The sequence below is a fragment of the Martelella sp. HB161492 genome (assembly GCF_013184775.1).
Classification (GTDB): Bacteria; Pseudomonadota; Alphaproteobacteria; order Rhizobiales; family Rhizobiaceae; genus Martelella.
Genome location: NZ_JAATVV010000003.1, coordinates 211,929 through 237,664 on the forward strand (window position 1 = coordinate 211,929; position 25,736 = coordinate 237,664).

Here is a 25,736-nt window from a genome sequence, read left to right on the forward strand (position 1 = left end):
ATCCGTCCCATGCCGGTCTCCACCACGCCGGATCCCTTTGTCGTCGATGCTGAGATTGCGCCGGCCCTGTTCGCGTGGCTCTGTCGCCTTGGCGATACCACGCTGGTGCTTGGCCATCGTGTGTCGGAATGGTGTGGCCATGCGCCGGTGCTGGAGGAAGATATCGCCTTCGCCAATGGCGCCCTGGATCTGATCGGCCATACCCAGATGTGGCTTGGCCTTGCCGGTGAGGTGGAGGGCAAGGGCCGGTCAGCCGATAATCTTGCCTATCTTCGCGATGCCGCCCAGTTCCGCAATCTGCTGATTGCCGAATTGCCCAAGGGCGATATGGCCCAGACCGTGATGCGTCAGTTTCTGGTTGATGCCTGGCATTATGGCCTGCTGTCAGCGCTTGTTGCCTCCAGGAGCCCCCGCGTGGCCGAGATCGCGGTCAAGGCGCTGAAAGAGGTTTCCTATCATCTGGAACGCTCCGCCGATCTGGTGATTGGCCTTGGCGATGGCACGGCGGAAAGCCACGCCCGCATGCAAAGGGCGCTCGACGATCTCTGGTCCTATACCGGTGAGATGTTCATCGGCGATGCCGTCGATCAGATCATCGCGGATGCCGGGATCGCGCCCTTGCCGGAAAGCCTGAAGGCTGAATGGCTGGAGACGGTGAAGGCTGTTCTGGCGGAAGCGACGCTTTCGATCCCGGAAGACGGCTATGCCCATAAGGGCGGCAAGACCGGCCGGCATACCGAACATCTGGGCTTTCTGCTGGCCGAGCTGCAGTTTCTCCAGCGCGCCTATCCGGGAGCGGAATGGTGAGCGCCGACACGCTCGCCCTGCCGTCACCGGAAACGGTGATGGACTGGCTCGGTGAATTGCCGGATCCCGAAATTCCGGTGATCTCGGTGACCGAGCTTGGCATCGTGCGGGCCGTGCGCCACGACGGCGCGGTGCTGGTTGTGGTCGTCACGCCGACCTATTCGGGCTGTCCCGCAGTGTCGCTGATCAATCTTGAGATCGAGGTCCTGCTGCGCGAAAAGGGCGTCGAAAGGCTCAGGATCGAGCAGCAGCTCTCGCCACCCTGGTCCACCGACCTCTTGTCCGAGGCGGCGCGCGCGAAGCTGAAAGCCTTTGGCATTGCCCCGCCGATGGACGGGACCGCAGCGGATGGGCGGCTTGCCGCCAGGGCGTCCCGGCTGGCTGCCGGCTCGAATTTCCGTGTCGCCTGCCCGCGCTGCGGCTCGGGCAATACGGAAAAAGTTTCGCAATTCGGCTCGACCCCCTGCAAGGCATCCTATCGCTGCGCGGACTGTCTGGAGCCTTTCGACTATTTCAAGTGTATCTGAGGGAGGAGACATCAGATGGCACGGTTTCACCCGCTGGAAGTGACTGATATCCGCCATGACACGCGCGACGCGGTCGTGGTCACATTGCGGCCAAGGCCCGAGGATGCCGAATTGTTCGGCTTCACCCAGGGGCAGTATCTCACCTTCCGCCGCGATTTTGACGGCGAGGAACTGCGCCGCTCCTATTCCATCTGCGCCGGTCTCGACGAGGGGTGCCTGAAAGTCGGCATCAAGCGTGTCGCTGGCGGTGCCTTCTCCTCCTTTGCCAATGCGGAACTGAAGGCCGGCGACGTGATCGAAGCCATGCCGCCGATGGGGCGCTTCTTCACACCGATCGATCAGGCCGCGGAGAAGGACTATCTCGGCTTTGCCGGCGGCTCCGGCATCACGCCGCTATTGTCCATCATCAAGACGGTTCTGGCCCGCGAGCCGAAATCGCGTTTCACCCTGGTCTATGCCAACCGCCACATCTCCTCGATCATGTTCCGCGAGGAGCTGGAGGATCTGAAGAACATCTATCTCGGCCGCCTTTCGGTCATTCATGTGCTGGAATCCGACAGTCAGGATATCGACCTCTTCACCGGTCGCATCGATGCGGAAAAGCTGGAGGCCTTCTTCCGGCTCTGGATCGATATCGATGCCGTCGATACCGCCTTCATCTGCGGGCCGGAACCGATGATGCTGACCATCGCCGATACGCTGAAGAAGCACGGGCTGAAGGATGAGCAGATCAAGTTCGAGCTGTTCCTGTCCTCGCAGCCGGGGCGGGCGAAGAAGACGGAACTCTCCGCCGAGGCGGCCGCGGCCACCGGCACGGTTTCCGTTTCCGTCACGCTGGATGGCGCGACGCGTTCCTTCGAGATGCATCGAGATGGAACCGCCATTCTGGATGCGGCCATCGCCAATCACATCGACGCGCCCTATTCCTGCAAGGGCGGGATCTGCTCCACCTGCCGGGCGAAAGTGATCGAGGGTGAGGTGGAAATGGAAACCAATCACGCGCTGGAAGATTACGAAGTCGAGGCCGGTTACGTGCTCTCCTGCCAGTGCCTGCCGCTCACCGACAAGGTTGTGCTGAGCTACGACGAATAGGTCGCCGCACAACGCAGCGAATTCAGAAAGGGATCTTGATGACCGACACGGTTTTAAAGCCGCGCCGTCTGCAAAGCTTTTTGGCTGGCGCCTGGCAATCGGGAACAGGTGAGGGCAGGCCGCTTGCCAATGCCGCGACCGGTGAGACAGTGGCGCTGATCGGCGCCGACGGGCTTGATTTTGCCGAAGCGCTGGCGTTTGGACGCGAGAAGGGCGGCAAGGCGCTGCGCGGGCTGACGATCCATGAACGGGCGTTGATGCTGAAGGCCGTCGGCATGGAGCTGATGGCGCAAAGGGAAGAATTCTACGCCGAGAATTTCGCCACCGGCGCGACGCGGCGTGACGGCTGGGTCGATATTGAAGGCGGCATCGGCACGCTTTTGACCTATGCCTCGCGGGCGCGGCGGGAACTGCCCAATACCCGTGTCCTGCCCGAGGGCGATGTCGAGACCTTGTCGAAGGATGGCAGCTTTGTCGCCCGCCATATCCTGACGCCGCTCAATGGTGTCGCCATTCACATCAATGCCTTCAACTTCCCGGTCTGGGGCATGCTGGAAAAGATCGCGCCTGCGCTGATTGCCGGCATGCCATGTCTGGTGAAACCCGCCTCGCAGACCGCCTATCTGACCGAGCTCGTCACCCGCCGCATCATCGAAACCGGCCTTCTGCCGGACGGTGCGCTGCAGCTTGTCTGCGGCAGCGCAGGCGATCTGCTGGATCACGTGACCGGGCAGGATGTCGTGACCTTCACCGGTTCGGCCGAGACGGGCCGCAAGCTTAAGACCGGCCGCGCCATCGTCGAAAATGCCGTGCGCTTCAACATGGAGGCTGACAGTCTCAACGCCGCCATCCTCGGGCCGGATGCCGGACCGGGGACGCCGGAATTTGATCTCTTCATCCGCGAGGCTGCCAATGAGATGACGGTCAAGGCCGGGCAGAAATGTACTGCCATCCGCCGGATCTTCGTGCCCGAGGCCTTTGAAAATGCCGTCATCGAAGCGCTGGCGAAGCGGCTTCAGGCAGCACCTGTCGGCCTTCCCGATGATGAGCGCGTGCGCGTCGGCGCGCTGGCGTCGCTCTCCGACCGTGACGGCGTGCGCGAGAAGCTGACAATGCTGCGGGAAGATGCCGAGATCGTCTTTGGCGATCCTGATCATGTCGAGCTGATTGCCGGTGACGCGGCGAAAGGCGCCTTTATGGGGCCGGTTCTGCTGCGGGCCGGAAATCCTGCAGAGGCTGAGAACATTCATGCGATCGAGGCCTTCGGGCCGGTCGCCACGATTATGGCCTATGGCGATCTCGCCGAGGCCGTAGCGCTTGCCGAGAAAGGCAAGGGATCGCTGGTTTCCTCACTTTTCACCAACGATCCTGCGGTTGCCGCTGAAGCCGTCACGGGGCTTGCCTCCCATCATGGCCGCGTGCTGGTTGGCAACCGCCTCTCGGCGAAAACCTCCACCGGGCATGGCTCGCCGCTTGCCCCGCTGATCCATGGCGGCCCGGGGCGGGCTGGCGGCGGTGAGGAAATGGGTGGCATGCGCGGGGTCAAGCATTTCATGCAGCGCACCGCCGTGCAGGGCACGCCGGACATGCTTGCCGCCATTACCGGCGAATGGGTCGAAGGGGCGACAAGCCGCAGCGATATACATCCCTTCCGCAAGTCGCTGGCAGAGCTGAAGATCGGCGACCAGATCGTCACGCCAACGCGTCAGGTCACCAAGGAGGATGTCGAGCATTTTGCCGAATTTACCGGCGACACCTTCTATGCCCATATGGACAGTGATGCGGCCAGGGCCAATCCCTTCTTCGAGGACCGTGTTGCCCATGGCTATCTGATTGCTTCCTTTGCCGCAGGGCTGTTCGTCGATCCCGATCCGGGCCCGGTGCTGGCCAATTACGGCGTCGACAATCTGCGCTTCCTGACGCCAGTCTATTTCGGTGATGCACTGAAGGTCCGGCTCACATGCAAGGCGATCAATCCGCGCGAAAATGCCGGTCACGGCGAGGTGCGCTGGGATTGCCGCGTCACCAATCAGAGGGAAGAAATCGTCGCCCAATATGATGTGCTGACCATGGTCGCCAAGACCTGGCCGCCTGAGGCGGCGTGAGCCTGGCCCGGCAAACAAGCCAGACAAACAAGCCACCACGAAAAGACCCGCATTGCCGATGGCGATGCGGGTCAATCGGGCCGGATTGCTCAAGACGTCGCCGCGCTTTAGCGTACGGCCTTGACGCCCTCCAGGATCAGCGTTGTCGCCATTGCGGCATAATCGTCGCGGGTGACGGCGCCGCCTTCGCGGAACCACATATAGACCCAGTTCATCATGCCGAAGAGCGACATGGTGACAGGCATCAGCAACGGGCGGTCGGGCTTGTCGAGATCGGGATGAATCTCGCGGATCACGGCGGAAAAGCGCCCGACAATGCTGCGCTCCAGGGCGCGGATGGCGGCGCGCTGCTCGTCTGACAGGGCCGCCACGGCATTCAGCTGCACCTTGTGCTGGTCATCGGCGCCGCGATATTCGTTGAGCACGGTGGCGACCAGTTTCTGCAGCCGCGCCTTGTGTTCAAGGCCTTCATCATCGGCGACGGCCAGCGCGCGATCGAGCGCTTCAAGATGGGTATGAATGATCGCGAAGATCAGCTCTTCCTTGGACGGATAATAATGGTAGAGCAGCGATTTCGACACGCCGGCCTCGCGCGCGATCTGCGACATCGACGCCTTTTCCATGCCCTGCACCGCAAAGACATGGGCGGCCGTCAGCAGCAGATTATGGCGCTTTTCCTCGAAATCATTGGCGCGGGTTCTCGACATGAACGGCAGTCTCCTGTTGTGACAGGCAAAAGGGGCGGTTTCGCCCCTTCTATCATTGGTTTTATCATTGACCAATCGGTCAGGCGATCATTTGGGCCGGTTGTCGACAACCCGCTTGGCCTTGCCCTCGGAGCGGGCGACGCTTTCCGGGTCGCAGATCCTGATCTTCGTCGACACACCGATCACGGATTTGATGTGGTGGGCGAGCTCGCGAGCCGAGGTATCGCGGGCTTCGCTTGTCGCACGATCGGGCGTGCATTCCACATGCACCGTCATCACATCCATGCGATCCTTGCGGGTCAGCTCGATCTGGAAATGCGGGGCCAGCCCGTCGCATTTCAGGATCATCTCCTCGATCTGCGTCGGGAAGACATTGACGCCGCGCAGAATGATCATGTCGTCGGAACGGCCGGTGATTTTCTCGATCCGACGCATGGAGCGCGCGGTGCCGGGCAGGATGCGGGTCAGGTCGCGCGTGCGGTAGCGCACCATCGGCAGACCTTCCTTGGTCAGCGTGGTGAAGACCAGTTCGCCCATTTCGCCATCGGGCAGCACGTCGCCCGTCACGGGATCGATGATTTCCGGGTAGAAGTGATCTTCCCAGACATGCAGGCCGTCCTTGGTTTCCACGCATTCATTGGCGACGCCCGGTCCCATGATTTCCGACAGGCCATAGATATCGACGGCATGCATGTTGAAGGCCTCTTCGATCTCGCTTCGCATCGCATTGGTCCAGGGTTCGGCGCCGAAAATGCCGACCTTCAGCGAGCTTTCGCGCGGATCAATGCCCTGGCGGCGGAATTCATCGAGGATAGACAGCATGTAGGACGGTGTCACCATGATGATATCCGGCTTGAAATCGCTCATCAGGGTCACCTGACGCTCGGTCATGCCGCCGGAAATCGGCACCACGGTGCAGCCGAGACGCTCTGCGCCATAATGGGCGCCGAGGCCGCCGGTGAACAGGCCATAACCATAGGCAACGTGACAGATATCGCCCGGCCTGCCGCCGGATGCGCGGATCGAGCGGGCAACGCAGTCGGCCCAGGTGTCGATATCCTTGCGCGTATAGCCGACAACGGTTGGCCGGCCGGTGGTGCCGGAGGAGGCGTGGATACGCACCAGCTTCTCGCGCGGCACGGCAAACATGCCGAAGGGATAGCAGTCGCGCAGATCCGTCTTCACCGTGAAGGGGAATTTGGCGAGATCGGACAGCGTCTTGAAATCACTCGGATGGACGCCATTGTCATCGAAGCGTTTGCGGTAGAAGGGCGAGTTTTCATAGGCGTGGTTCAGGGACCAGGTCATGCGCTTCTGCTGGAGCGCGGAAATCTCGTCACGGCTGGCAATCTCGATCGGATCGAGGATCTCCCGGGCCGGGGTCAGGTTATGCATTGCGTTCATGGTTTCCTCCTTCAATGCTCCGGCTCCTCAACCGGCCGTCGGCAGCAACGTGCCGTTAATGGTACGCGACAGTCCGCGGAATTCGGCAATCACCGTTCCGTCCTGCCGGGTTATGCAAATATCGTAGATGCCCGAGCGGCCGCGGCGCGAAACCTCGCGGGCGGTTGCCGTCAGCCGGTCACCAAGCGCGCCGGGCGCGATGTAGTTGATCGAGCAGTGCTGAGCGACCGTCACCTGGTTGTAGGTGTTGCAGGCAAAGGCAAAGGCGCTGTCGGCCAGCGTGAAAATATAGCCGCCATGGGCATTGCCGTGGCCGTTGGTCATGGCTTCCGACACGGTCATCGACAGCACTGCCTCGCCGGGGGCAATGCGCTCGAGCCGCATGCCAAGCTTCTGTGTGGCATTGTCGTCATTCCACATGGCCTTTGCGCAGGCTTCGGCCAGTTGCTGCGGGGTCATCGTCTCCATCACGTCACTCATCTCAGTGCCCCTTGAAGCTTGGTGCGCGCTTTTCCAGAAAGGCGGTCACGCCCTCGGCATAGTCATCGGAAAAGCCAGCTTCGCGCTGGCAGTCACGTTCCATGTCGAGATGGGTGGAAAGGTCATGGGTGGAGGCGGCCTGGATCAGCCGTTTGGTCAGGCCGAGACCTTTCGTCGGGCCAGCTGCCAGCTTTTCGGCAAGGGCGCTTGCCTCCTCCATCAGGCTGTCATCATCGACAGCCTTCCAGATCAGGCCCCAGTCGGCGGCTTTTTCGGCTGAAAGCGGTTCACCGGTCATGGCGAGCGCCTTGGCGCGCGGCTCACCCAGAATATGGGTGAGCGACCAGCTGCCGCCGGCATCGGGAATGAGGCCGATTCTGGAGAAGGCCTGGATGAATTTTGCCGATTTTGCAGCCAGAACGATATCGCAGGCGAAGGCGATATTGGCTCCCGCTCCCGCCGCAACGCCGTTGACGGCACAGATGACCGGCTTTTCCAGTGTGCGGATCAGCCGCAGGTTCGGATTGTAATAGGTGTCGATTGTCTCGCCGAGATCGGGCTTCGGTCCGCCCTTGCGCGGGTCGCGGTCACCGAGATCCTGACCGGCGCAGAACCCGCGACCGGCACCCGTCAGCAAAACGGCGCGGATTGTCCCGTCCTCATGCGCAAGCTCAAAGGCGGCGCGCAGGGCCAGATGCATCTCCGGATTAAGGGAATTCAGCTTTTCCGGCCGGTTCAGCGTCACTCGCAGAACCGCACCGGCGCGCGCAACGGCGACGCTTTCGCTAGCAGTCATGTCTCCTCCCTGGAATGCCTGAAGCGCACGCTTGCGGTCTTCGGGCATCCACTCTCAATTCATATCGGCACTGCCTGGCCACAGGTCCTTCAAAACCGGCCGTTGCGGTGCCTGAAGCGCTCTCCTCAGCGCTTTGTCGATAATTGTTGTTGCATAAACCGTCCGGTCGGTCAATAATAGCTTTCAGAATTTGGGAGGAGACATGACAAATCTGTTTGACCGCCATCGTGCGCTTCTGGAGCGCGCGGGGCAGGCCCTGATGACGCGCGAATTCTGGACACCGTTTGCCGAAGTGCCATCTGGCAAATTCTATGGCGAGACGGCGCGCGCCGATGGTGAAGCAGCCTTTGCCGCCCTTAGCGGCGCGGGCTTCGCGCTGCCCGGTCATCCGGAAGAAGGCCGCATTGGCCGGGAAAGTTCGCCCTGGGGGCAGAGCCTTGGCATCACCTATCCCAAAGCATCCGTTGCATCATTGCTGGGTGCTGCGCGCCAGGCTCTGCCGCAATGGGCGGCGGCCGATCCTGAAACCCGCACCGGCATTCTTCTCGAAGCGCTGACCCGCCTCAATGCCATGAGTTTCCTCATCGGCCATGCCACCATGCACACCACCGGTCAGGCTTTTCCGATGGCTTTTCAGGCCGGCGGCCCGCATGCGCAGGATCGCGGCCTTGAAGCGGTCGCGGCGGCTCATGCGGAAATGACCCGCTCGGCCTTTGCCGCGACCTGGGAAAAGCCACAGGGCAAGGCCGCCCCGATCATCATGGAAAAGCGCTGGCGGCTGGTGCCGCGCGGTCTGGCGCTGATGATCGGTTGCCAGACCTTTCCGAACTGGAACGGCTATCCGGGACTGTTTGCCAGCCTTGCCACCGGCAATCCGGTGATCGTCAAGCCGCATCCGGGTGCCATCCTGCCGCTAGCCCTCACGGTCAAGGTTCTGCGTGCCGTGCTGGCGGAGGAAGGCTTTTCGCCGGATGTCGTGCTTCTGGCGGCGGATGAGCCCGGCCGCGAAATCACCAAGCAGCTTGTTGCTTCCGGTGCCTTCGCGATCATCGACTATACCGGATCGTCCACATTCGCCGCATGGCTCCGCGGCAATGCGGGCGATGCGCTGGTCTTTACCGAGGAGACGGGGGTCAATTCCATTGCCATCACCGGCGCGGATGACTTTGCCGGCATGTGCGCCAATATCGCCTTCTCGCTGTCGCTCTATTCCGGGCAGATGTGCACCTCGCCGCAGAACCTCTATGTGCCGCGGGGCGGGATCGACAGCAATGAGGGACACAAGAGCTTCGAGGATGTCGCCGCCGGCATTTCGGACGCCATCGACACGCTTCTGGCCGATGCCAAGCAGGCTTCCGCCATCTGCGGCACCATTGCCAATCCCGCCACCAAGTCACGCGTTGCCATGGCCCGGCAGGCCGGGCGCGTGGTGCGTTCAAGCGGCGAGACGGGGCTTGGTGAAAGCGCCACACCGATGATCGTCATTGTCGACGGGCGGGAGGACGGTCCTCAGAACGAAGAATGTTTCGGTCCGGTTTCCTTTGTCATTCCGGTGGAGGATGAAAACGCCGCCATCGACCGCGCTGCCGCCGTCGCCCGGTGCAAGGGCGCAATCACAGCGGCACTTTATGCCACGGATGGCGCGCTGATCGAGCGGGCGGCATCGGCCTTTGCCGAAGCCGGCGTCAATCTCTCGGTCAATCTCACCGGCAATATCTACGTCAATCAGTCGGCGGCGTTTTCGGACTTTCATGTCACGGGAGCCAACCCATCGGGCAATGCCAGCCTGACCGACACAGCATTCGTCGCGCCGCGTTTCCGGCGCGTCATGATCCGCTGGCCCAAAGCCGCCTGAGGAGGGGCGGGGCCAGTTTCAGTCTGGATAACAAGGGAGGATATCCAATGAAGTATCTTGCAACCACGGCGCTTGCAACGCTCGCGCTTGTCACCGTCGCCGGTGCTGCCAATGCAGAATTCAAGCTCGGCGCCAGCGTTTCGGCTACCGGCCCGGCTGCCTTTCTCGGCGATCCGGAAAAGAAGACCATCGAAATGCTGGTCGACGATCTCAATGCCAAGGGCGGCATCAATGGCGAGAAGATCGCTCTCGTGCTCTATGATGACGGCGGTGATCCGAACAAGGCGCGCACCTTTGCCACACGCCTGATCGAGGATGACGAGGTGGCGGCCATCATCGGCGGCACCACCACCGGCACATCCATGTCGATCCTTGCGGTCGCCGAAGATGCAGAAATCCCGTTCATTTCGCTTGCCGGTGCGATCCAGATCATCGATCCGGTCAAGCCTTACGTCTTCAAGACCCCGCATACCGACCGCATGGCCTGCGAAAAGATCTTCGAGAACATGCAAAAGAACGGCATCACCAAGATTGGCATGATCTCGGGAACCGATGGTTTCGGTGCTTCGATGCAGGCCCAGTGCAAGGACGTGGCGGGCAATTACGGCGTCGAGATCCTGGCGGACGAGATTTACGGGCCGAGCGATGCCGACATGACGCCGCAGCTCACCAAGATCAAGAATACCGAAGGCGTTCAGGCGATCCTCAATCCCGGTTTCGGCCAGGGCCCGGCGATCGTCACCCGCAATGCCCATCAGCTCGGTATTGATGTGCCGTTCTATCAGAGCCATGGCGTTGCCTCCGACGGCTTTATCGAACTCGTCGGCAATGATGCCGCAGAAGGCGTACGCCTGCCGGGAACAGCGCTTCTGATCGCCGATATCCTGCCGGCCGACGATCCGCAGAAGGATGTCGTCATGGCCTACAAGACGGCCTATGAGGGCAAGTACAACGAGAAGGTTTCCACCTTCGGCGGCTACGCCAATGATGCCTTCCTTTTGATGACCAATGCCATGGAAAATGCCGGCAGCGAGGATCCGCAGGCGATCCGCGATGCACTGGAAGCGACCAATGGTCTGGTCGGCACGACCGGCATCTACACGATGGGTCCGGACAATCACCTCGGTCTCGATCTCTCCGCCTTCCGCATGCTTGCCATCCAGAATGGTGGCTGGACCTCGATCGACTGAGGCTGCGCCGCCTGACCGCCGGGCCTTCAGAAAGGCCCGGCCTTCGCGGAACGGCATGCCGTTCCACTTGTTTCGTCTTTCGTTCGGGAACCATTCTCCATGGACGCATTGATGCAGTTTCTGCTCTCCGGGATCACGGTTGGCGCGGTTTATGCGCTGGTCGCACTCGGCTTCACGATCATCTACAACGCCTCCGATGTGGTGAATTTCGCGCAAGGGGAATTCGTCATGATGGGCGGCATGATCACCGCTTTCACCTATGCAGCCGGTCTGCCATTGCCGCTTGCAGCGGTGATCGCGATCCTGATCACGGCTGCTGCAGGCGTGGCGCTGAACAAGCTCGCCATCGAGCCTGCGCGCGGCGCACCCGTGGTGTCGCTTGTCATCATCACCATCGGCGCGTCGATCTTCATTCGCGGTGCGGCCCAGCTGATCTTCGACAAGCAGCTGCATCGCTTTCCCGCCTTTTCCGGTGATGATCCGATCCGCATTCTCGGCGCAACCCTATTGCCGCAGAGCCTGTGGGTGATCGGCGGCGCGCTGTTCGTCTTTATCGGGCTCTGGGCCTTCTTCACCAAGACGCTGACCGGCAAGGCAGTGCTGGCAGCGGCCAATAACCGCCAGGCGGCCCAGCTCGTCGGCATCAACATCAATTGGGTGATGACGCTTTCCTTCTCGCTGTCGGCCGGTATCGCGGCTCTCGGCGGCGTGCTGATCACGCCGATCACGCTTGTGGGATACGACGTTGGCGTGGCGCTGGCGCTCAAGGGGTTTGCCGCTGCCATGCTCGGCGGCATGGGCAATCCCAAGGGCGCGCTGGTCGGAGGTATCGCGCTCGGCCTGCTTGAAGCCCTGACGGCGGGCTATATCTCGTCGCAATACAAGGAAGCTGTCGCCTTTATCGTCATCCTCGCGGTGCTGTTTGTCATGCCGCAGGGCCTGTTCGGCCACAAGTCGACCGAAAGGGTGTGATGGCATGCGCTTGAATTCAAAATGGGTCCAGATCGCCATTGTTGCGGCATTGATCGCGCTTTTGCCGCTGTTCTTCCCGTCCGGCTATTATTATCGCGTCGGTGCGCTGATCTTCGTCAATGCGCTCGCCGCCGTCGGCCTTGTCGTGCTGATCGGCTATGCCGGGCAGATCTCGCTGGGCGCCGCCGGCTTTGCCGGGATCGGTGCCTATTCCTGTGCGCTGGCGCCGGAGCTGTTGGGTATTCACCCCGGCCTTGCCGCCATTGGTGGGGCTATTCTTTCCGGCGTGATTGCCGCGATCATCGGCCGGCCGATCCTGAAGCTGAAAGGCTATTACCTTGCTGTTGCCACGCTTGGCTTTGGCATATTGATGACGCTGTTTCTCACCAATGAACGCGAGATCACCGGCGGCCCGGATGGCATGGCGGTGCCGGATCTCGGTCTGCGTGGCCTCTTGAAGGACATGGGGCTCAAACTTTCCGGCGGCGAGTTCTGGTATTTCTTCTGCGGCATCGTGCTGGTGATCGGTGTCTGGATCGCGCTCAATCTGGCGCAAAGCCCGACGGGGCGGGCCATGCGGGCGCTGCATGGTTCCGAGGTTGCTGCCCGCACGGTCGGCATCAATGTCGCCCGCGTCAAGCTGCAGGCCTTTGTCATTTCGGCTGTCTATGCCTCGATTGCCGGTTCGCTGCTGGCGCTGCAGAACCAGTTCATCACACCGGATGTCGCGGGCTTCATGCATTCGATCGAGATGGTGTCGATGGCGGTCCTCGGTGGCGTCGGTTCGGTGCTGGGCGCCACCCTCGGCGCGGTGATCCTCACGCTTCTGCCGCAGGTGCTGACGGTGTTTGCCGAATATGAGCAGCTGGTTCTCGGCGCGATCATGATCACGGTGATGATCTTCATGCCGCAGGGGCTCTTGCCCTCGCTTGCGCGGCGTCTGAAAGGGAGGGGAGAATGAGCCTTCTCGAGGTGAGCGGCCTTGGCATTTCCTTTGGCGGCATCCGTGCCGTCAACAATGTCGGCTTTGCTGCCAATCCGGGCGAAATCGTCTCCGTCATCGGCCCGAACGGTGCGGGAAAGACCACGCTCTTCAACATGATTTCCGGCGTTTACCAGCCGGGCGAGGGCCGCGTGCTGCTGGATGGCAGGGCGGTGACGGGCTTTGCCCCGGACAGGCTCGCCGCCATGGGGCTAACGCGGACCTTCCAGAACCTGCAGATCTTTCAGGAGATGAGCGTTCTGGAAAATGTCATCGCCGGCTTTCACCTTCAGGAACGCGGCGCATTGGTGGCCGATCTTCTGTCGCTGCCCGGGTCGCGCCGCCGCGCCGCAAAGGCTCGGGATGCGGCCATGGTCCTGCTGCGCAAGGTCGGGCTTGAGAAGGCGGCCGAGCGGCAGGCAGGCAATCTTTCCTATGGCGCGCTGAAACGGCTGGAGATTGCCCGGGCGCTGGCCGTTGCCCCCCGCGTTCTGCTGCTCGATGAGCCGGCGGCCGGCTGCAATGCGGTTGAGACGGAAGAGATCGACCGGCTGATTGCCGAACTGGCGGCCTCCGGCATCGCCATTCTTCTGGTCGAGCATGACATGAAGATGGTGATGCGCATTTCCAACCATATCGTCGTTCTCGATCATGGCGAGAAGATTGCCGAGGGCGAACCGGAGGCGGTTGCCCGCAACAAGGCGGTGATTGCTGCCTATCTCGGAACGGCCGACGAGGAGGAACCTGCCGATGCTGACGGTTAAGGGGCTGCGCTCGGCCTATGGGCGCATCGAGGTGCTGCATGGCATCGATATCGAGGTGAAATCCGGTGAAATCGTTACCGTCGTCGGGGCAAACGGCGCGGGCAAGACGACGCTGCTGAAGTGCCTTTCGGGCTTGCAGAAGGTCCTGGATGGCGAGGTGATCTTTCGCGGCGAGATCATCACGGATGTGCCGGGCTACAAGCGGCTTGCGCGCGGCATTGCCCAGTCGCCGGAAGGCCGCCAGATCTTCACCAACCTCTCTGTGGAGGAAAACCTGCGGCTTGGCGCCTTCCTGTTCACGGATGAGCGCGTCGACCGGGACATGGAGGATGCCTTCGAGATGTTCCCGGTGCTGCGCCAGAAACGCAATCTGGCTGCCGGCGGGCTTTCCGGCGGGCAGCAGCAAATGCTGGCAATTGCCCGCGCGCTGATGGGCCGGCCGGCCTGCCTGCTGCTCGATGAACCGTCAATGGGGCTGGCGCCGCTGCTGGTGGCGCAGATTTTCGATGTCGTCAAGGCGCTGAAATCCCGCGACGTCACCGTGCTTCTGGTCGAGCAGAATGCCTTCGGCGCGCTGAAGATCGCCGATCGCGGCTATGTGATGGAAACAGGCCGCATCACCATGGAAGGACCGGCGGCAGCATTGATTGCCGACCCGCAGGTCCGTGAAGCCTATCTTGGAATCTGATATGAGCCTTGTTTCGATCCGCCATGACGGCGATATCGCTGTCGTCACCATCGACAATCCACCGGTCAATGCGCTTTCGACGGCGCTGAGACAGGCGCTCGTCGATACTGTTGCCGCGCTCGACGCCGATGTTTTCGTCCGCGCTGTCGTCCTGACCTGCGCCGGGCGGACCTTCATCGCCGGCGCTGATGTGCGCGAATTCGGCCAGCCGCCGCAAGAGCCGCAGCTGCCGGATGTGGTTGCCGCCATCGAGGCGGCGGAAAAGCCGTGGATTGCTGCCATTCATGGCGCAGCACTCGGCGGCGGGTTTGAAATTGCGCTTGGCTGCCGGTTCCGCATCGCGGCGTCTGCCGCCTCGGTCGGGCTTCCGGAGGTGACGCTCGGCGTCATGCCCGGCGCTTCCGGCACGGTTAGAACCCCCCGTCTTGCCGGCGCTGACGTGGCGGTGAAGCTTGCGACTACGGGTAAACCGATGAAGGCACCTGCCGCCCTGGAGGCGGGCTTGCTGGATGCGGTTGCCGAAGGCGATCTGGTCCGGGATGCCGTTGCCTTCGCGCTTGCTGCACTCGAAAAACCGTTTCCGCCAAGGGTCAGCGAACGCCCTGTGGCTGACATGCCGGACGATTTCTGGCAGGCGGCGGAAAGAGAGGCGGCAAAAGCTGGACACCGTGCGCCGCTTTCAGCGCTTGAGTCGATCCGTTTTGCCTGTTCCGCGCCGTTCGATGTGGCGATGAAGCGCGAGCGCGACCTGTTTCTTGCGCTGCGCGGCTCTGATGAAGCTGCGGCACTGCGCTACGTCTTCTTTGCCGAGCGGACGGCGGCCCGGCCGGATGCGCTTGCCGGTATCGCGCCGCGCGCCTTTCAGCATGTCGGTGTGGTCGGCGGCGGCACGATGGGTGCGGGCATTGCCGCAGCGGTGCTCAATGCCGGGCTGACGGTGACGCTGATTGAACGCGATGCCGAAGCGCTCGACCGCGGCATGGCCAATCTTGATGGTATTTTCAAAGCCTCCGTCAAAAGCGGCAGGCTTGCTGAGGCGGATCGTATGGCGCGCATGCAACGGGTCACCGGCGCCCATGACTATGCTGCGCTGTCCGGCTGCGACCTGGTGATTGAGGCGGTGTTCGAGGAAATTTCCGTCAAGCGCGCCGTCTTTGCCGAACTGGACCGGGTTTGCCGCGCCGATGCGATCCTTGCAACCAATACGTCCTATCTCGATCCGCGTCTGATTGCTGAAGGTCTTTCAAATCCGGAACGCTTCATCGGCCTGCATTTCTTCTCTCCGGCCCATGTGATGAAGCTGCTGGAAATCGTGCCGGTGCCGGAAACGGCGGCGGATGTACTGGCAACTGCCTTTGCGCTCGGCAAAAAGCTCGGAAAAGTGCCGGTGCAGGCGGGTATCTGCGAAGGGTTCATCGGCAATCGCATCCTGAAACGCTATCGTGCCGAGGCTGAGAGACTTGTGGAGGACGGGGTTGCCATTGCTGATATCGACGCGGCGATGCGTGGTTTCGGCTTCAGGATGGGCCCGTTCGAGGCGCAGGATATGGGCGGGCTCGACATTGCCTTTCTGCAGCGCGAGGGCGCGCGCAAGACAGGGCAGGCGGTCGCCGAGACGCTCGGCGATATTCTCGTGCGCGCAGGCCGCAAGGGGCAGAAGACCGGTGGTGGCTGGTATGACTATGACGGGCGCCGGCCGGTCCGGTCCGACGCAACGGCAAGCCTGCTGGCCGGGCGTATCGCGACGGCGACAGTCATGACACCGGATGCGATTGCGGCCCGGCTGGTGTCAGCCATGGCCGCTGAAGGGCAGGCCATCCTGAAAGAAGGCATTGCCGCCGGACCCGAGGATATCGATCTGGTGGAAATTCATGGCTATGGCTTTCCGCGCCACAAGGGCGGCCCGATGTTCATCGCCGGGAAAAGCGCTGATCCAGGCCGTTAATTGGCCGAAACGGTGAGAGCGGCCCCTGCAATCGGCGCCGCTCTCTTGAGGCTCAGTCGTCGCCCTCATCGCGGCGGCGCAGCTGTTCTTCGACATAGCGGGCTTCCGCGGCTGTCGTCGCCGGCGGCAGATGCGCGTTGGGGGAGGGCGGAGCCGGTTGGTTGCGGCGCGCGCGCTGTTCTTTCAAACCCTGGCCGCAGATCACCATCATCGCCCCCATGCCAAGCAGGACGACGACCAGATAGATCAGCCAGCCGACGATCCAGAACAGGCCGGTGAGCGACAGCACGACGAAGCCGATCGCCGAGGCGATGAGCTTGGCGAACAGTGTCGGCTCAAACGGCCTGATGGCACGGGCAAGCGACCAGGACAGCGCATAGACAGCCATGATGACGGCAAGGTTCCAGCCGACGATCAGGATCAGAGCAAAGATCGGGATGAGCGGGATGCCGATCAGCGTCATGGCGGCCAGCGGGATGGTGCCGATCAGCGTGGCGGCACCGAGATAGCCAAGGCCAAAGGAGGCCAAGGGGCGGGCGATCAGCCGTTCACGAATGGCGTCAGCCCGCTTCGGCAGGCGGTAGAGAATGGCGGCCAGTACGGCCAGCTTGACGACAAGCCAGAAGAGATAATCGCCAGTGTCCGACCAGTCGAACCAGCGCAGCCATTTGACATGGGTTGCGACTTCCTTGGTGACGGTGACGCCGCTTTCGATGCCGATCGCCTTCTCGCCGATCTTCAGGCGCGACAATGCGCCGAGAGCAGAGGCCAGAACCTGCTTGTGGACGACACGATCTGGTGAGATCACGCTTGCGGGAATGTCAACATCCTTGGGCGAGACATAAATCAGCGAACCATCGATCTTGGCATTCGGCCCGAAATGGATGTCCTCGGCGAGGATCATCACATCGCCGGTCACTTCAGCATTGATGGTGGCATATTGTGAGGTGAGAAACAGGCTGCCATGCACAGGTCCGTCAATCGTCACCTCGCGGGCGGCGATGCGGACATTGCCACCGGTCGAGGCCTGACTGCCGAGCGTGACTGAATAGGCGCTTGCCGTGACATCGCCGCCGACGCTGTCGTCAATGCGGACCCAGAAGCCGGCGGTATAGACATCGCCGCCAATGGGGGCGTCGATGCTGACCTGGCCGGCTGCCAGATGCGCATCACGGGCGACCGGTGCGGTGATCGTCGCTGTTGCGCCGGCAACAAAGGCACTGCGCGGGCTCGCCTCGCTCAATGTTGGCGTCTGGCCGCTGTCATAGGTATCGCCGCCGAATACCAGAGGCTCCGTTGCGGATGCCAAGCCCGGGCTGACCACAAGCAACCCAATCAGCATCAGGCCATTGAGAAATGATCTCATAAAATAGTCTCCTGAAGAGCCGGCACCCGCCTGTAGGGCGGACCTCCCTTGTCCGTACGGAAATACAATTATAACGCGACCATTTCGGCTGAAACCCGGCGTGCCGTCAAGCACGAATCGGCCAGACAGCTGCGCTTCCACCGATCTTGTGCGATAATAGTCGCTTCACGCGTCAGCCTTGCGACAAGTCATCACGACGTCGGCGAGTGCGCGCATATCGTGTTCCCGGCGGTCGCTTGCCCGCCAGAAAAGCCCGATCTCGCGCGCCGGAGCCGGATCGGCAAAGGACAGAATGGTAAGCGGCATGCGGGCCGTCTCGGTTGCGATCGCCAGCGCGGGAATGAGGGTCATGCCCATGTCATTGGCAACCATCTGCAGCAGTGTCGTCAGCGAGGTGGCGCCGACATTGACACTGTTGCGTTGCGGTGCAAACCGGCAGACGGCCAGCGCCTGATCGCGCAGGCAGTGGCCTTCCTCAAGCAGCAGCAATCGCTCGGTGTCGACATGGGCTTCGCTCAGCGGTGATCTCAGCAATGTGTGGTTGTCGCGTGCGACGGCCAGATGGAAGGGATCGGTGAAAAGCAGGCGCGAGCGGATCGTCTCACGGGTGACGGGAGAGGCGGCAATCACCGCATCCAGTGCACCGTTTTCCAGTTCATCGAGCAGGCGGTCCGTGACCGCCTCTTTCAGCGCGATTTCCGCATCGGGATAGCTTTCTTTCAGCGCCGGTACCAGGGCAGGGATCAGATAGGGGGCAATGGTGGGAATGAGGCCGATACGAAACGGACCGGAAAGCGGCCCTTTTTCAGGCCGGGCTGCCTGTTCCAGCGCCTCCATGGCGCGCAGCACCTTGCCGGCATGATCGAGAACCCGCTCGCCGGCGGCCGTCAGCAAGACGGTCCGGCGGCTGCGTTCGACAACACGAATGCCAAGCTCCGCCTCCATTTCCATGATCTGGGCGGACAGGGCTGGCTGGCTGACATGCACGGCCTCGGCCGCCCGGCCGAAATGGCGTTCGCGGGCCAGTGCCTCGAAATAGCGGAGTTGGCGGATCGTTACCATGATAGGGCAATCTTATCGGAAAACGGAAGCCAGACAAGGAAAAATTATGGCCTTGTCGTGCCGGTGCGATCGTCCAGCTTCGCAAAGATCGCGGTCACAGGGGCTGTTCCGCTCCCGCCGGATCGTTACCCTTTGCTGTGGCGCGGGCGAAATGAGCTGGTGCCTGGCCACTATAGCGCGAAAAGGCCAGGCTGAAGGCGCTTGATGAACCATAGCCAACCCGTTCGGCGATCGCTGCTACGGAAAGCGTCCCCTGCTGCAGCATGTTTTTGGCCAGAATCATCCGCCAGCGATAGAGATATTCCATGGGGGGCGTGCCGATCGTATTGTGAAAACGGGAGAAGAATGTCGATCGGGACAGCGCCGCAATCTGTGCCAGCGCTTCGACGCTCCAATTGCGCTCGGGCGCCTGATGCAGCGCGCGCAAAGCCTGGGCAAGGCGCGGATCGCCAAGGCCCCGCAGCAGGCACGGGGCGGCATCGGAGGCTGCTGTCGACCGCAGGGCTTCGATGAAAAGCACTTCCAGCAGCCGCTCGAGCACGATATCGCGCGCCGGTCGCCGGGCCAGTGTTTCGTCCCTGAGCAGCCGTGCAAGTGCTTCCAGCCGCCCATCCCGCCTGACCACCACGACCTTGGGTAGCAGCGCGACGAGCAGATCGGCATCGGGGGAGCCGAAGACGCAGTGACCGACGAGATACTGGCTGTCGGGCGGCCCATCGATGCGGCCGAGCCGCAACGCGCCGTTGTCGAGAAAGACCGGCTTGCTGCTGGCATCGTCATCCGCTGTCTCGTCCACGCTCTGCGTGGTGAAGCCGAATGAGGACGGAACGAGGACGAAGTCTCCGGCCTCCAGCAGCAGGGGGGGCTCGCCGTCGACGGTCAGGCTGATCCGCCCGTCCAGCATCATGCAATAGAAGACATGTCCAATCTCCTCACGGCGAACACGCCAGGCACCAGCAGCGGTCACCCATTTCGAATAGGGCGCCCGTGGTTTGAGAAAGGTGACGATTTCGGCCAGCGGATCGGTCAATTCTGGACGCTCGATAATGAAACTGCGACGTCGCATTATATGAAATCCAGTACCCGGCGTCTATATTTGGTCTGGTCAGTCGGTCGTCGCGGTTATCGCCGGCGGACTGGCCTGTCATCCATTTCGTATATGCCGGTTTTCATCCGGTGGCGGGCTGTGGCCTGCCGCCCGCGGCCGGCTATGGAGTTCTTCATGAAAACTGTTCTCGTTACCGGTTGTTCGTCGGGCTTTGGCCTTGAGATTGCACGGTTCTTCCTGGAGCGGGGCTGGAAGGTCCTCGCCACGATGCGCAGGCCGGATACCGATCTGCTGCCAGTCTCCGACAATCTGCAAATTCTGCCGCTCGATGTGACCGACCCGGCAAGCATTGCATCGGCCGTTGCTGCAGCCGGTGATATTGATGTTCTGGTCAACAATGCGGGTGTCGGCTGGCTAAACGCGCTTGAAGGGACTGCGGTTGAAACCATCCGGACCGTCTTTGAAACCAATACGTTTGGCACCATGGCGCTGACACGGGCCTTCCTGCCGATGTTTCGTGCAAGAGGTGCTGGCATGATCGTCAATGTCACCTCGACAGTCACCCTGGCGCCGCTGCATCTGCTTTCGGTCTATACCGCCAGCAAGGCGGCGGTGAATGCCTTTTCCGAATGCCTGGCGCTGGAACTGGAACCCTTCGGCATCGGCGTTCGTCTCGTCCTGCCGGGACGTGCGCCGTCGACCAGCTTCGGCAAGAATGCAGCCGCGCTCGACGAGAAGGGCATGGTCATACATGACGCCTATGCGAAGATTGCCGAGGATGTGTTCCGTCAATGGGCGACGGCACCAGCCGACATGATCACCCGGCCCGAGGATGTGGCGGCTAAGGTGTTTCTGGCGGCGACCGATCCTCAAGTACCGATGCGCATTCCCGCCGGTGCTGATGCCGCGGAGGGTTTCGCCGAACTGGCAGGCAGAGCGCCGCTGGCCTGATCCCGCCAAAAAGCCGCCGCGCATCGCTTGACGTTGTGCGGCGGCCGAGGGCTGAATTCAACGCTTACCAGCTGGCGAGAATATGACCGGGACGCAGCCGTGGCTGACGCGGCGACTGCTGGATGGCGGTGCCGTTCTCATATTTCTCTTCCAGCTCGACCGGGCTGATATTGTCGAGCGAGGCGATGATGTGGTTCGAAAGTGCCGTCGTCAGTGAAGCCGGTGCGCCCGGGCGGCGCATCAGGCCGATCTGGACCGGCGGCAGCGGCGGAAAGCCGTCCGCCTGGGTCAGCACCCGCATGCCGGTGCGCAAGGCTGATTCCGGCAGGATGGAGATTGCCATGCCGGCGAGCACCGCCGAGGCAACCACGGTTGCCGACCAGCTGGTGAACAGGATGCGGTAATCGCGCCCGACGCCCTGCAGGGCTCCGACGGCGAGCTGGCGCCAACGGCAATCATGGCGGCCAACCGCCAGCGGGACCGGCCGGTCACCCGGCAGGGCGTGGTTGGCTGAGGCAACCCAGCACAAGGGCTCGGTGCGCACAACTTCCGAATCCCGGGTGCGCGGATTATGGGTCACGAGCGCCATATCCAGCTCGCCACGCTTCAGCCGCTCGGCGAGATCGTTCGAATCTTCGCAGACAATATAGAGTTCGACATTGGGATGAGTCTTGGCAAAGCGGCTGATAATGTCCGGCATATAGCGATCGGCATAATCATCCGGCGTGCCGATCCGCAGCGAACCTTCCAGCCGGTTATCATCGAAAGCTGACATCGCCTCATTGTTCAGCCGGATGATCCGGCGGGCGAAGTTCAGGAGCTTCTCGCCTTCCTCCGTCAGCCGCACACCGCGGCCATCCTTGGTAAAGAGCTGTTTTCCAACGCGTTCTTCAAGGCGGCGCATCTGCATGGAAACGGCCGACTGGGTTTTGAAGACCTGTTCGGCGGCACGCGTGAAGGAGCCATTGTCGACAATGGCGACGAAGGTCTGCAACTGATCGATATCGAGCGGGGCAGGCATCTCAGGCTCCCATAAGCGTTGTTGATGTTTGATATTAAAAACATTCGTTGGACTGATCAATAAGAAATTGAGAAAGTGCAACCAACGCCGAACCAGACGCGACCCGTGAAAAGCGGAGCGAACGGAACGGCCTGAAGGGGTGGCACAATTCATCGCGAGCGGCAGCCAGGTTCTGGCATCACGACGCACCCATCCCCGGAGCGCGAGGCATCAAAGCTGATGTCCGCTGTCGCTCTGAGACCTGAGAAATCGCGTATCGCCTGCGCAATTCCTGAAAGACGATACGTGGACCGGCCGCGAGCCGGCAGCATGCCTGACGATGAAAGGAAACGACAATGAGCATGATCGATCGGGCGGTTGGCACAAAGGCGATCGCCCAGAGACCCTACACGATCTTTGACGCCGCACGTTCGGCCTTCGCAACCACGGTACGGTTTTTCCGCAACCGTTTCGCCGTGAAGCGCATGGTCGACATGGATGATGCCCTGCTGAACGATATCGGCCTGACACGCGCCGATGTGGAGCGCGCCTATCTCGCTCCGGTCATGGCAGATCCGATGCTCGACCTGAAACGCGCTGCCCACAAGCGCATTGGCGAACTGCATCTGTGAACACGGATCCGGCGCCGCACAAAGCGGCGCCTGCTCAGGGCCATGAAATGGCCTCGTTGAGCGCGTTTTTGAGATTTGACGAACTTTGAAGGTCATCGCGGGTTCGATCGCGAAAACCTTGCCCGTGACGGCTTTGAAGCGTCATTTTCCCCGCAGGGTAACAGCCTTGCCCTGCTTTTTTGCCCGGAAACGTCAGCCCGTTTCCGGGCATTTTTGTTGCTGTTTCAGGGCCTGGCATTGGTGAAAGCGGCACTTTATGAGCCAGCGCCGCTTTTGGCCGTTCAATACTGGAATTCGGCGAACAAGGGTTCGACGGACTGGTTCCAGCGCCCGTTGTAAAGGGAAAGCAGGTCCTCGGCAAAGGTGGTCTTCTTGGCGATGATCTCGTCAAGCGGCGTCAGGAACACGCTTTCATCCGTGCCATCGCTGTTGCGATTGTTGCGTGACTTGAGCCCTGCACGCGAGATCTCAATGACCTCGCGGGCAATGTCATAGAGACGTGTGCCGGCCATGTCGGCACTGAGCGCCAGACGCGGAACATCGTCGCGCAGCCTGTGCATGTCGGCGGGCTTCCAGTTCCTGGTCAGATCTTCTGCGGCGGCAAGGGCGGTCTCGTCGTAAAGCAGGCCGACCCAGAAGGAGGGCAGCGCGCAGATGCGCCGCCAGGTGCCGCCATCGGCGCCGCGCATTTCGAGAAAGCGCTTCAGCCGCACATCGGGGAACAGGGTGGAAAGATGGTTGGTCCAGTCGCCCATGGTCGGCTCATAATCGGCGATCTCACCCTTCAGTGCACCCGCCATGAACTGGCGGAAGGTGACGTGGGTGCAATCATGATATTTGCCGTCGCGCACGACGAAATACATCGGCACGTCGAGGGCCCACTCAACATAGCGTTCAAAGCCGAAATCGGGTTCCAGCACGAAATCCAGAAAGCCGGCGCGCTGGTTGTCGGTGTCACGCCAGATGTCGCCGCGCCAGGAAAGCAGCCCGTTCGGCTTGCCCTCGGTAAAGGGCGAAGAGGCGAACAGTGCGGTTGCCAGCGGCTGCAGCTTCATTGACAGCGCCATTTTGCGGCGCATGTCCTGTTCCGAGGAAAAGTCGAGGTTCACCTGGATAGTTGAGGTGCGATACATCATGTCGAGGCCCTGCGTGCCGACCTTCGGCATGTAGCGGGTCATGATGTCGTAGCGTGATTTCGGCATGCGCGGCGTTTCGGCGAGCGTCCATTTCGGGCTGCCGCCGATGCCGAGAAAGCCGATGCCCATCGGTTCGGCAATGCTGCGCAGCACCGCCAGATGCCGGTTTGATTCGCGGCAGGTCTCGTGCAGCGTCTTCAGCGGCGCGCCGGACAGTTCAAACTGCCCGCCGGGCTCAAGCGAGATCGCCCCCATGCCGGTGGGCTCGGCAAGGCCGATGATGTTGTCACCGTCCATGATCGGCTCCCAGCCGAGTTTCTCCTGCATGCCAAGCAGAAGGGCGCGGATCGAATGATCGCCGAAATAGGGGACCGGGCTGTTGTCCTGCCTGAAAAAGGGAAATTTCTCATGCTCGGTGCCGATCGAAAATTCGCTTTCCGGTTTCGAGCCTGCCGCAAGATAGTCGGAAAGCGCGCTGACGGAAGTAATCGGTGTTTCGTCGGTCGTGTCGCGTGCCATGAAGCTTCCCTTGGGTGATGAGGCCTGTTCAGGATGGAATAGGGCTTTAGCGCTCATCGCGCCAAAGGAACAGGGGATCAAGTCAATTTGTTTGAACAGTCGTTCAGACTGGCTGTCATGTGGAGGTCCAAACCATCATGGGCAAGGTCCGGCACGACAAAATTCCTGTGGTCAGTGCCAGTCGCCGATCGTCGCCTGAATGACGGCCATGGCGGCAACGGCGGCGGTGTCGGCGCGCAGGATGCGCGGCCCAAGCGGAATGGCGGTGACAAAGGGTTTTGCCCGCAGCATATCGCGCTCTTCAGCCGAGAAACCGCCTTCCGGCCCCACCAGAAGTGCCAGTTTCTCGCCGGAAAGGCCTTGAAGGGCGGCAACGGGGTTCTGGCTTTCCTCGCCCTCATCGCAGAAGATCAGGCGGCGATCCGGCGCCCACTGGTCGATCAGGTCATAAAGCCGGATCGGTTCCAGAAGCTCGGGTATTGCCAGCACGCCGCATTGTTCGGCGGCTTCGGTGATATTGGCGGCAAGCCGGTCCATATTGTTGATCCGGCCCTGGACATGCTGGGTCATGACGGGCCGAATAAGGCCGGCACCCATTTCGACGGATTTCTGGATCATATAGTCCATGCGGCCGACCTTCAGCGGCGCGAAGAGATAGTGCAGCGTCGCGGGAGCCGGCTGCGGACGGGTCTGTTCAACCGGCCGGAAGGCGATCTTCTTGCGGCTCGGATAGCAAAGCTTTGCCAGCCATTCGCCATCGCGGCCATTGAACAGCAGGATCTCCGTGCCTTCCTCCGCGCGCATCACATGGGCGAGGTAGTGAAACTGATCGGAAGTCGCCTCGATCGCGACACCGGCGTCAAGCGGATCGGTCACGAAAAGGCGCTGAAGGCGATAATTGGCGCGCATGGTTTCACTCTCCCGGTCGGCGGATCGATTTGGCGTCCGATAGAGATCCGGGCAATCCGGCGCTGCAAGCGCAGCGCGGCCGGTTTTCAGGACCGGGCGGTCATAGCGCCGGCAAAGCCGATCAGCAAGGCTTTCAGACCGGTTTCGTCAACCAGTTCGGCGGCCTCTTCAGCCGACGTCCAGCGACGGGTGCGCTCCTCGACTTCCGGAAACTTCGCCTTGGCCTTTCTCACCAGCAGCGGATAGACATCGACGACGCAGGGCACTTCGCTGCCATCACTCAGGCGCTTCAGATAGGAAAACGAGCCAAGCGGCGTGTCGGAAACCGTGCCCTTGATGCCGGCTTCCTCATAGGCTTCACGTTCGGCAACCTCATGCGGCGCCTTGTTGGCCATCGGCCAGCCCTTCGGCGTTACCCAGCGTCCCGTATCGCGGCTGGTGATCAGCAATATTTCACAATCCTGCTTTTTCTTGCCGGTGCGGCGATAACAAAGGGCGCCATATTGCTGACGTGCTTCCAGGTTGGCGACATGAAGTGTTTCAGCCGTGGATGGCATTTGTGCCGAACTCCTTTTCCGTCTGTGCTTGGCGCTTGTCTCTGAGGGAGGGGCCCGAAGCTAGCACGGATGTGCAGGGCTGGAGGCGTCATCTCGATGAATTTTCTGTGACACGCGTCGATGCCCAGGGGGCTGAAGCCGCGATTGCCGGCTTCGGACAGACGGAGCAGCGAGGTATCAAGGAACATTCCTCTAGATGAACCGTTATTTGACCAAGTTCAATATAATAAGAAGGGAAAACG

At 61.6% G+C, this 25,736-nt stretch carries 24 protein-coding genes; 13 read left to right on the forward strand and 11 right to left on the reverse strand.

The features are described from left to right. Positions 1–9: 9 nt before the first annotated feature. The 4 genes from paaC to paaZ are packed head-to-tail and all read left to right on the forward strand — an operon-like array spanning position 10 to position 4,531. On the forward strand, positions 10–807 hold the full coding sequence (gene paaC, locus HCK86_RS06710; protein ID WP_176083864.1) for a 1,2-phenylacetyl-CoA epoxidase subunit PaaC: 798 nt from the start codon (positions 10–12) through the stop codon (positions 805–807). Further along, positions 801–1,334, forward strand: a complete 534-nt coding sequence (gene paaD / locus HCK86_RS06715; protein WP_176083688.1) for a 1,2-phenylacetyl-CoA epoxidase subunit PaaD — start codon at positions 801–803, stop codon at positions 1,332–1,334. Before paaC ends, paaD begins: the two co-directional genes overlap by 7 nt. A gap of 15 nt (positions 1,335–1,349) precedes the next feature. Then, on the forward strand, positions 1,350–2,426 hold the full coding sequence (paaE, locus tag HCK86_RS06720; RefSeq protein ID WP_176083689.1) for a 1,2-phenylacetyl-CoA epoxidase subunit PaaE: 1,077 nt from the start codon (positions 1,350–1,352) through the stop codon (positions 2,424–2,426). A 38-nt stretch (positions 2,427–2,464) separates the two neighbouring features. Further along, a complete protein-coding gene (gene paaZ, locus HCK86_RS06725) occupies positions 2,465–4,531 on the forward strand; it encodes a phenylacetic acid degradation bifunctional protein PaaZ (RefSeq protein WP_176083690.1) in 2,067 nt (688 codons plus the stop codon). A gap of 107 nt (positions 4,532–4,638) precedes the next feature. Here paaZ and HCK86_RS06730 read toward each other — a convergent pair whose 3' ends face one another. The 4 genes from HCK86_RS06730 to paaG all read right to left on the reverse strand — a co-directional run bounded on the left by HCK86_RS06730 (position 4,639) and on the right by paaG (position 7,918). Then, positions 4,639–5,238: a TetR/AcrR family transcriptional regulator gene (locus tag HCK86_RS06730; protein WP_176083691.1), complete on the reverse strand. Its 600-nt coding sequence runs from the start codon at positions 5,236–5,238 to the stop codon at positions 4,639–4,641. Between the two features lie 87 nt (positions 5,239–5,325). Next, the gene (paaK, locus tag HCK86_RS06735) at positions 5,326–6,633 is read right to left on the reverse strand and encodes a phenylacetate--CoA ligase PaaK (RefSeq protein ID WP_176083865.1); all 1,308 of its coding nucleotides are present in this window, start codon (positions 6,631–6,633) and stop codon (positions 5,326–5,328) included. 36 nt (positions 6,634–6,669) lie between these two features. Continuing rightward, entirely contained in the window at positions 6,670–7,122 is a 453-nt protein-coding gene (paaI, locus tag HCK86_RS06740) for a hydroxyphenylacetyl-CoA thioesterase PaaI (protein WP_210259836.1), read from the reverse strand. Position 7,123: 1 nt separating this feature from the next. After that, a complete protein-coding gene (gene paaG, locus HCK86_RS06745; RefSeq protein WP_176083692.1) occupies positions 7,124–7,918 on the reverse strand; it encodes a 2-(1,2-epoxy-1,2-dihydrophenyl)acetyl-CoA isomerase PaaG in 795 nt (264 codons plus the stop codon). A gap of 202 nt (positions 7,919–8,120) precedes the next feature. Between paaG and paaN the strand changes: the two genes are divergently transcribed. From paaN to HCK86_RS06780, 7 genes are all read left to right on the forward strand, one after another. After that, the gene (gene paaN, locus HCK86_RS06750) at positions 8,121–9,773 is read left to right on the forward strand and encodes a phenylacetic acid degradation protein PaaN (RefSeq protein WP_176083693.1); all 1,653 of its coding nucleotides are present in this window, start codon (positions 8,121–8,123) and stop codon (positions 9,771–9,773) included. Positions 9,774–9,820: 47 nt separating this feature from the next. Next, a complete protein-coding gene (locus HCK86_RS06755; protein ID WP_176083694.1) occupies positions 9,821–10,963 on the forward strand; it encodes an ABC transporter substrate-binding protein in 1,143 nt (380 codons plus the stop codon). A gap of 99 nt (positions 10,964–11,062) precedes the next feature. Next, entirely contained in the window at positions 11,063–11,935 is an 873-nt protein-coding gene (locus HCK86_RS06760) for a branched-chain amino acid ABC transporter permease (protein ID WP_176083695.1), read from the forward strand. Positions 11,936–11,939: 4 nt separating this feature from the next. Further along, the gene (locus HCK86_RS06765) at positions 11,940–12,896 is read left to right on the forward strand and encodes a branched-chain amino acid ABC transporter permease (RefSeq protein WP_176083696.1); all 957 of its coding nucleotides are present in this window, start codon (positions 11,940–11,942) and stop codon (positions 12,894–12,896) included. Then, complete coding sequence (locus tag HCK86_RS06770) at positions 12,893–13,681, forward strand: ABC transporter ATP-binding protein (RefSeq protein WP_176083697.1); 789 nt, start codon at positions 12,893–12,895, stop codon at positions 13,679–13,681. Before HCK86_RS06765 ends, HCK86_RS06770 begins: the two co-directional genes overlap by 4 nt. Next, positions 13,668–14,369 carry an ABC transporter ATP-binding protein gene (locus tag HCK86_RS06775; protein WP_176083698.1) on the forward strand — a complete coding sequence of 234 codons (702 nt, stop codon included), beginning with the start codon at positions 13,668–13,670 and terminating at the stop codon, positions 14,367–14,369. The genes HCK86_RS06770 and HCK86_RS06775 overlap by 14 nt, the downstream gene beginning before the upstream one ends. A gap of 1 nt (position 14,370) precedes the next feature. Then, on the forward strand, positions 14,371–16,314 hold the full coding sequence (locus tag HCK86_RS06780) for a 3-hydroxyacyl-CoA dehydrogenase NAD-binding domain-containing protein (protein WP_176083699.1): 1,944 nt from the start codon (positions 14,371–14,373) through the stop codon (positions 16,312–16,314). Between the two features lie 52 nt (positions 16,315–16,366). Here the strand turns inward: HCK86_RS06780 and HCK86_RS06785 are convergent, their stop codons facing one another. The 3 genes from HCK86_RS06785 to HCK86_RS06795 form a co-directional block, all read right to left on the reverse strand. After that, a complete protein-coding gene (locus tag HCK86_RS06785) occupies positions 16,367–17,680 on the reverse strand; it encodes a polymer-forming cytoskeletal protein (protein WP_176083700.1) in 1,314 nt (437 codons plus the stop codon). Between the two features lie 165 nt (positions 17,681–17,845). Beyond that, a complete protein-coding gene (locus HCK86_RS06790; protein ID WP_176083701.1) occupies positions 17,846–18,742 on the reverse strand; it encodes a LysR substrate-binding domain-containing protein in 897 nt (298 codons plus the stop codon). A 94-nt stretch (positions 18,743–18,836) separates the two neighbouring features. Next, the gene (locus HCK86_RS06795) at positions 18,837–19,808 is read right to left on the reverse strand and encodes an AraC family transcriptional regulator (RefSeq protein ID WP_246739488.1); all 972 of its coding nucleotides are present in this window, start codon (positions 19,806–19,808) and stop codon (positions 18,837–18,839) included. Between the two features lie 156 nt (positions 19,809–19,964). Between HCK86_RS06795 and HCK86_RS06800 the strand changes: the two genes are divergently transcribed. Then, positions 19,965–20,741, forward strand: a complete 777-nt coding sequence (locus HCK86_RS06800; RefSeq protein ID WP_176083702.1) for an SDR family oxidoreductase — start codon at positions 19,965–19,967, stop codon at positions 20,739–20,741. 64 nt (positions 20,742–20,805) lie between these two features. Here HCK86_RS06800 and HCK86_RS06805 read toward each other — a convergent pair whose 3' ends face one another. After that, a complete protein-coding gene (locus HCK86_RS06805; RefSeq protein ID WP_176083703.1) occupies positions 20,806–21,762 on the reverse strand; it encodes a LysR substrate-binding domain-containing protein in 957 nt (318 codons plus the stop codon). 335 nt (positions 21,763–22,097) lie between these two features. Between HCK86_RS06805 and HCK86_RS06810 the strand changes: the two genes are divergently transcribed. Continuing rightward, the gene (locus HCK86_RS06810) at positions 22,098–22,373 is read left to right on the forward strand and encodes a DUF1127 domain-containing protein (RefSeq protein WP_176083704.1); all 276 of its coding nucleotides are present in this window, start codon (positions 22,098–22,100) and stop codon (positions 22,371–22,373) included. 281 nt (positions 22,374–22,654) lie between these two features. Here the strand turns inward: HCK86_RS06810 and HCK86_RS06815 are convergent, their stop codons facing one another. The 3 genes from HCK86_RS06815 to HCK86_RS06825 form a co-directional block, all read right to left on the reverse strand. Next, a complete protein-coding gene (locus tag HCK86_RS06815; protein WP_176083705.1) occupies positions 22,655–24,028 on the reverse strand; it encodes a glutamate--cysteine ligase in 1,374 nt (457 codons plus the stop codon). 171 nt (positions 24,029–24,199) lie between these two features. After that, on the reverse strand, positions 24,200–24,937 hold the full coding sequence (locus HCK86_RS06820) for a 16S rRNA (uracil(1498)-N(3))-methyltransferase (protein ID WP_176083706.1): 738 nt from the start codon (positions 24,935–24,937) through the stop codon (positions 24,200–24,202). 86 nt (positions 24,938–25,023) lie between these two features. After that, positions 25,024–25,494, reverse strand: coding sequence for an NUDIX hydrolase (locus HCK86_RS06825; RefSeq protein WP_176083707.1), 471 nt, complete (start codon positions 25,492–25,494; stop codon positions 25,024–25,026). Between the last annotated feature and the right edge of the window lie 242 nt (positions 25,495–25,736).

Bases quoted from the DNA above. Each gene is read 5' to 3' on its own strand.
- paaE (WP_176083689.1), top strand. From the start codon at position 1,350: ATGGCACGGTTTCACCCGCTGGAAGTGACTGATATCCGCCATGACACG.
- paaC (WP_176083864.1), top strand. From the start codon at position 10: ATGCCGGTCTCCACCACGCCGGATCCCTTTGTCGTCGATGCTGAGATT.
- HCK86_RS06755 (WP_176083694.1), top strand. From the start codon at position 9,821: ATGAAGTATCTTGCAACCACGGCGCTTGCAACGCTCGCGCTTGTCACC.
- paaD (WP_176083688.1), top strand. From the start codon at position 801: ATGGTGAGCGCCGACACGCTCGCCCTGCCGTCACCGGAAACGGTGATG.
- HCK86_RS06810 (WP_176083704.1), top strand. From the start codon at position 22,098: ATGAGCATGATCGATCGGGCGGTTGGCACAAAGGCGATCGCCCAGAGA.
- HCK86_RS06730 (WP_176083691.1), bottom strand. From the start codon at position 5,238: ATGTCGAGAACCCGCGCCAATGATTTCGAGGAAAAGCGCCATAATCTG.
- HCK86_RS06795 (WP_246739488.1), bottom strand. From the start codon at position 19,808: ATGCGACGTCGCAGTTTCATTATCGAGCGTCCAGAATTGACCGATCCG.
- HCK86_RS06800 (WP_176083702.1), top strand. From the start codon at position 19,965: ATGAAAACTGTTCTCGTTACCGGTTGTTCGTCGGGCTTTGGCCTTGAG.
- HCK86_RS06780 (WP_176083699.1), top strand. From the start codon at position 14,371: ATGAGCCTTGTTTCGATCCGCCATGACGGCGATATCGCTGTCGTCACC.
- HCK86_RS06775 (WP_176083698.1), top strand. From the start codon at position 13,668: ATGCTGACGGTTAAGGGGCTGCGCTCGGCCTATGGGCGCATCGAGGTG.
- HCK86_RS06760 (WP_176083695.1), top strand. From the start codon at position 11,063: ATGGACGCATTGATGCAGTTTCTGCTCTCCGGGATCACGGTTGGCGCG.
- paaK (WP_176083865.1), bottom strand. From the start codon at position 6,633: ATGCATAACCTGACCCCGGCCCGGGAGATCCTCGATCCGATCGAGATT.
- HCK86_RS06770 (WP_176083697.1), top strand. From the start codon at position 12,893: ATGAGCCTTCTCGAGGTGAGCGGCCTTGGCATTTCCTTTGGCGGCATC.
- HCK86_RS06785 (WP_176083700.1), bottom strand. From the start codon at position 17,680: ATGAGATCATTTCTCAATGGCCTGATGCTGATTGGGTTGCTTGTGGTC.
- HCK86_RS06805 (WP_176083703.1), bottom strand. From the start codon at position 21,762: ATGCCTGCCCCGCTCGATATCGATCAGTTGCAGACCTTCGTCGCCATT.
- paaG (WP_176083692.1), bottom strand. From the start codon at position 7,918: ATGACTGCTAGCGAAAGCGTCGCCGTTGCGCGCGCCGGTGCGGTTCTG.
- HCK86_RS06790 (WP_176083701.1), bottom strand. From the start codon at position 18,742: ATGGTAACGATCCGCCAACTCCGCTATTTCGAGGCACTGGCCCGCGAA.
- HCK86_RS06820 (WP_176083706.1), bottom strand. From the start codon at position 24,937: ATGCGCGCCAATTATCGCCTTCAGCGCCTTTTCGTGACCGATCCGCTT.
- HCK86_RS06825 (WP_176083707.1), bottom strand. From the start codon at position 25,494: ATGCCATCCACGGCTGAAACACTTCATGTCGCCAACCTGGAAGCACGT.
- HCK86_RS06765 (WP_176083696.1), top strand. From the start codon at position 11,940: ATGCGCTTGAATTCAAAATGGGTCCAGATCGCCATTGTTGCGGCATTG.
- paaI (WP_210259836.1), bottom strand. From the start codon at position 7,122: ATGAGTGACGTGATGGAGACGATGACCCCGCAGCAACTGGCCGAAGCC.
- paaN (WP_176083693.1), top strand. From the start codon at position 8,121: ATGACAAATCTGTTTGACCGCCATCGTGCGCTTCTGGAGCGCGCGGGG.
- paaZ (WP_176083690.1), top strand. From the start codon at position 2,465: ATGACCGACACGGTTTTAAAGCCGCGCCGTCTGCAAAGCTTTTTGGCT.
- HCK86_RS06815 (WP_176083705.1), bottom strand. From the start codon at position 24,028: ATGGCACGCGACACGACCGACGAAACACCGATTACTTCCGTCAGCGCG.